The organism is Kitasatospora sp. NPDC059571 (assembly GCF_042735675.1).
In the GTDB taxonomy this organism is placed as follows: Bacteria; Actinomycetota; Actinomycetes; order Streptomycetales; family Streptomycetaceae; genus Kitasatospora.
In genome coordinates this window covers 1,576-5,395 of sequence record NZ_JBHWBW010000517.1, presented here as the reverse complement: position 1 = coordinate 5,395, position 3,820 = coordinate 1,576, and the positions used below count along the sequence as shown (strand labels likewise).

General features: G+C 68.9%; 3 protein-coding genes. 1 reads left to right on the top strand and 2 read right to left on the bottom strand.

What is annotated here, in order from left to right; all coding sequences use genetic code 11:
- Positions 1-58 precede the first annotated feature (58 nt).
- Entirely contained in the window at positions 59-1,009 is a 951-nt protein-coding gene (locus ACFV0G_RS34430) for a pirin family protein (protein WP_380556468.1), read from the bottom strand.
- Positions 1,010-1,136: 127 nt separating this feature from the next.
- The gene (locus tag ACFV0G_RS34425) at positions 1,137-1,631 is read right to left on the bottom strand and encodes an SseB family protein (RefSeq protein ID WP_380556466.1); all 495 of its coding nucleotides are present in this window, start codon (positions 1,629-1,631) and stop codon (positions 1,137-1,139) included.
- A 214-nt stretch (positions 1,632-1,845) separates the two neighbouring features.
- On the opposite strand from ACFV0G_RS34425, the gene ACFV0G_RS34420 reads away from it, so the two are divergent.
- A complete protein-coding gene (locus tag ACFV0G_RS34420) occupies positions 1,846-3,675 on the top strand; it encodes an acyl-CoA dehydrogenase (protein ID WP_380556464.1) in 1,830 nt (609 codons plus the stop codon).
- The last annotated feature ends 145 nt before the right edge of the window (positions 3,676-3,820 follow it).

Sequence of the window (3,820 nt, the reverse complement as noted above, 5' to 3'; positions counted from 1 at the left end):
ACCCCCCGCCGCCGCGCCGCCGGCCCCCCCGCGCCCCCGCGCCCCCCCGCCCCCCGGATCAGTCGATCGGGTGGCCGAACGAACCGGACTGGAAGTCCTTCATGGCCTGCTCCAGCTCGCGGTGGCTGTTCATGACGAACGGCCCGTACCAGGCCACCGGCTCCCGGATCGGCTGCCCGCCCAGGATGATCACGTCCAGGTTCGGGTGCCGGGAGTCCTGCTTGGCGTCGGCCGCGACGGTGAGGGTGTCGCCCTCGCCGAAGACGGCCGCCTGCCCGGTGTGCACCGGCCGGCGCTCGGCGCCGACCGTGCCGTCGCCGTTGAGCACGTAGACCAGGGCGTTGAAGTCCGGCCGCCAGGGAATGGTCAGCTGCGCCCCGGGGGTCACCGTGGCGTGCATCAGGGTGATCGGCGTGTGGGTGGCGCCCGGGCCGGTGTGGCCGTCCAGGTCGCCGGCGATCAGCCGGAGCACCGCGCCGCCGTCCGGGGTGGAGAGCAGCTTGACGTGGCCGCCGTGGATGTCCTGGTAGCGCGGCTGCGTCATCTTGTCGCTGGCCGGGAGGTTCACCCAGAGCTGGATGCCGTGGAACAGGCCGCCGGTCATCACCAGCGACTCCGGCGGGGTCTCGATGTGGAGGATGCCGGAGCCGGCGGTCATCCACTGGGTGTCGCCGCCGCCGAGGTGGCCGCCGCCGCCGTGCGAGTCCTTGTGGATGAACTCGCCGTCGATCAGGTAGGTGACCGTCTCGAAACCGCGGTGCGGGTGCCAGGGGGTGCCCTTGGGCTCGCCCGCGGCGTACTCCACCTCGCCCATCTGGTCCATCATGATGAACGGGTCGAGGAACTTGGTGTTGATCTTGGCGAAGGCGCGGCGGACGGGGAAGCCCTCGCCCTCGAAGCCCTCGGGGGCGGTGGCCACCGCCAGCACCGGCCGGGCGACCGCGGTGGCGGGGTCGGGGGTGGCGACGCGCGGGAGGGTCAGCGGGTTCTCGACGGTCACGGCGGGCATGTCGGCCTCCTTCGGAGTCTGTGGCCTACGACTGAGATATTAGTTCAATCCTCAACCAACTGCAAGTTGAAAATTGAACTATGCGCCTGTGCAACAGCGCGGGCCGGCCCCTTGTTCCGGCCTGGGCCTAGCCGTACATCCGGCGCATCGTGAAGTCGACCATCTGCTCGACCGCCTTGGCGTCGAACACCATCCGGTGCTCGCCCTCCATGTCGAGCGCGAACCCGTACCCGGTCGGCAGCAGGTCCAGGATCTCCGCGCCGGTGACGCTGAAGTGCTTGGACTCCTTGCCGGCGTAGCGGCGCAGCTCCTTCAGCGAGCTGAACATCGGGATCACCGGGGTCGGCGTGTTGTGCAGGGCGAGGAAGCCCGGGCGGTCGCCGCGCGGGCAGTGCACCTTGGAGGTGATGAAGATCGCCTGGAAGTCCTCCACCGGCATCGAGCCGGTGGTGAAGGCGCGGACGGCGTCCGCGAGCGACGGCGGCGAGGGCTCGGGGTAGAGGGACTGCTGCTGGGCCGCGCCCTGCTGCGGGTCCCCGTACGGGCCGGGGCCGGGCATGCCGTTCATCCCCGCCTGCTGCTGGTAGGGGTCCTGGTACGCGGTCTGCTCGTAGCCGTACACGGGACAAGGCTAGCGGTCCGGGGGGCCTCGCCGGGGGTGGCGGAGTGCACAAGGCGGCGCCGCTCCGGGTTGTGGGACGTGACCACGTTCATAAGGCTTTGCCCTGCAAGGGCTTGCCCAAGTTACCAACGGGTAGCATCATGATGCTTACTGGTGGGTAAGTGGGGTGCTCGACGGGAGTTCCCACGGAAGCAGACGAACCGGAGAAACGGTCATGGGTCACTACAAGTCCAACCTGCGCGACGTGGAGTTCAACCTGTTCGAGGTGTTCGGCCGCGAGCAGGTGTACGGCACCGGTCCGTTCGCCGACATGGACGTCGAGACCGCGAAGAACATCCTGAGCGAGATCTCCCGCCTCGCCGAGAACGAGCTCGCCGCCTCCTTCGCGGACACCGACCGCACCCCGCCGGTCTTCGACCCGGAGACCAACACCGCGCCGGTCCCGGCGACCTTCAAGAAGAGCTACCAGGCCTTCATGGACGCCGAGTGGTGGCGCCTGGGCATCCCGGAGGGCATCGGCGGCCAGGTCACCCCGTCCTCCCTCGTCTGGGCGTACGCGGAGCAGGTGCTCGGCTCGAACCCCGCCATCTGGATGTACTCCTCCGGCCCGGCCTTCGCCGGCGTCGTCTTCGACGAGGGCACCGAGGAGCAGCAGAAGGTCGCCCAGCGCATGGTCGACGGCCTCTGGGGCGCCACCATGGTGCTGACCGAGCCGGACGCCGGCTCGGACGTGGGCGCCGGCCGCACCAAGGCCATCAAGCAGGAGGACGGCTCCTGGCACATCGAGGGCGTGAAGCGCTTCATCACCTCCGGTGAGCACGACATGTCCGACAACATCATCCACCTGGTGCTGGCCCGCCCCGAGGGCGGCAAGCCGGGCACCAAGGGCCTCGGCCTCTACATCGTGCCGAAGTACGACTTCGACTGGGAGACCGGCGAGCTCGGCGAGCGCAACGGCGCCTACGCCACCAACGTCGAGCACAAGATGGGCCTCAAGGCCTCGAACACCTGCGAGATGACCTTCGGCGCCAAGCACCCCGCCAAGGGCTGGCTGCTCGGCGAGAAGGTCGACGGCATCCGCCAGATGTTCAAGATCATCGAGTTCGCCCGCATGATGGTCGGCACGAAGGCGATCGCCACCCTCTCCACCGGCTACCTGAACGCGCTGGAGTACGCCAAGGAGCGCGTGCAGGGCGCCGACATCGCCAACTTCCTGGACAAGACCGCCCCGCGCGTCACCATCACGCACCACCCGGACGTCCGCCGCTCGCTGCTGACCCAGAAGGCGTACGCCGAGGGCATGCGCGCCCTGGTCCTCTACACCGCCTCCGTCCAGGACGACGTGCTGGCCGCCCGCCTGCGCGGCGAGACCGACGAGGCCGCCGAGCGCCTGAACGACCTGCTCCTGCCGATCGTCAAGGGCTACGGCTCGGAGAAGTCCTACGAGCAGCTCGCGCAGTCCCTGCAGACCTTCGGCGGCTCCGGCTACCTGCAGGAGTACCCGATCGAGCAGTACATCCGGGACGCCAAGATCGACACCCTCTACGAGGGCACCACGGCCATCCAGGGCCAGGACTTCTTCTTCCGCAAGATCGTGAAGGACGGCGGCCAGGCGCTCACCGCCGTCTCCGAGCAGATCCAGAAGTTCATCGCCACCGGTGAGGGCGGCGACGCCCTCGCGGCCGAGCGCGAGGCGCTCGGCAAGGCCGCCGGCGACCTGGAGGCCATCGTCGGCAAGCTGCTCGCCGACCTCACCGCCGTCCAGGACGACGTCAAGAACATGTACAAGGTGGGCCTCAACACCACCCGCCTGCTCATGGTCTCCGGCGACGTGGTGATCGGCTGGCTGCTGCTGCGCCAGGCCGCCGTCGCGCTCGCCAAGCTGGAGGCCGGCGCCTCGGAGAAGGACGTCCCCTTCTACCAGGGCAAGGTCGCCGCGGCCCGCTTCTTCGCCCGCAACGTCCTGCCGACCACGGCGCCGCAGCGGCTGATCGCCGAGGCCGTCGACAACGAGATCATGGAGCTCGCCGAAGAGGCCTTCTGAGCCCTTCGCGGCCCACGATGACCGCCTGACCCACCCTCAGTACGACGGGGGCGCCGCGGCGGCGACGGCCCCCACCCGGAGGAATTAAAAAACTAAAAAGACCAAGAGAGGGGCGTGTAGAGTTTTTTTGGGGTGAGTGTTTTAA